This window comes from Bacillus sp. LR--39 (assembly GCF_053613335.1).
Genome location: NZ_JBSIOT010001048.1, coordinates 1 through 647 on the forward strand (window position 1 = coordinate 1; position 647 = coordinate 647).

A 647-nucleotide genomic window follows, 5' to 3' on the forward strand; every position below is an offset into this window, starting at 1 on the left:
CTCAAGCGGATCACGAAAGTCCGGTCCTTTTAATGTCAGCCTGACGTCATGGATATTCAGCTCCGGCAAAAGCAGCGTGTTCAGTTTATTCACGAGTGTTTTTCGCTCCGGCTGAAAAACCTGCTCCTCCGTAATTTTTCTAGCAGTATCAGCTGTCGCCCGGTTGTATTCCTGAGCCTCGCCTGTATACAGCGGCGGGAGGCGGGAGGCGGAACGCGGAACGCAGCTTATTTCTGCTTTTTTCATCGTATTCAAGAAACAAGGCGTCGTTTTGGAGAATTTCCGCCAAGAATTTGATTTCCACGGAAACCGGCGTAATATCCTCGCCTCCGTGGAGATCCTTTTCTTTTGCGATTCCTTCCGCTTCGATCAGGAGAAATTTATGGGCGTTTTCCACGCCTTCAAGATCATTCATGTATTCCTGCAGCTCCCGGTAAGAAGCTTCAGACAGCATCCCGTTTTCCACTGTAATCGCAGCGGGGACGTGACGTCCCTGCTTAAAATACATAAAATTGAGTTCTTCTGCTTTTCGGGCTCCGTATAAATTGACAATATTGCCGATCCAGCGGGGTACACCGTATACGCCGCTTCCGATTTTGAGGTGAATGGCTTCATTTGCTTGATACTTCTCTGCCAATGTGTTTACA

At 48.4% G+C, this 647-nt stretch carries 1 pseudogene; it reads right to left on the bottom strand.

What is annotated here, in order from left to right:
• Positions 1-647 (bottom strand): annotated as a pseudogene (locus ACWHAR_RS28335) (phage portal protein); the annotation flags it as partial.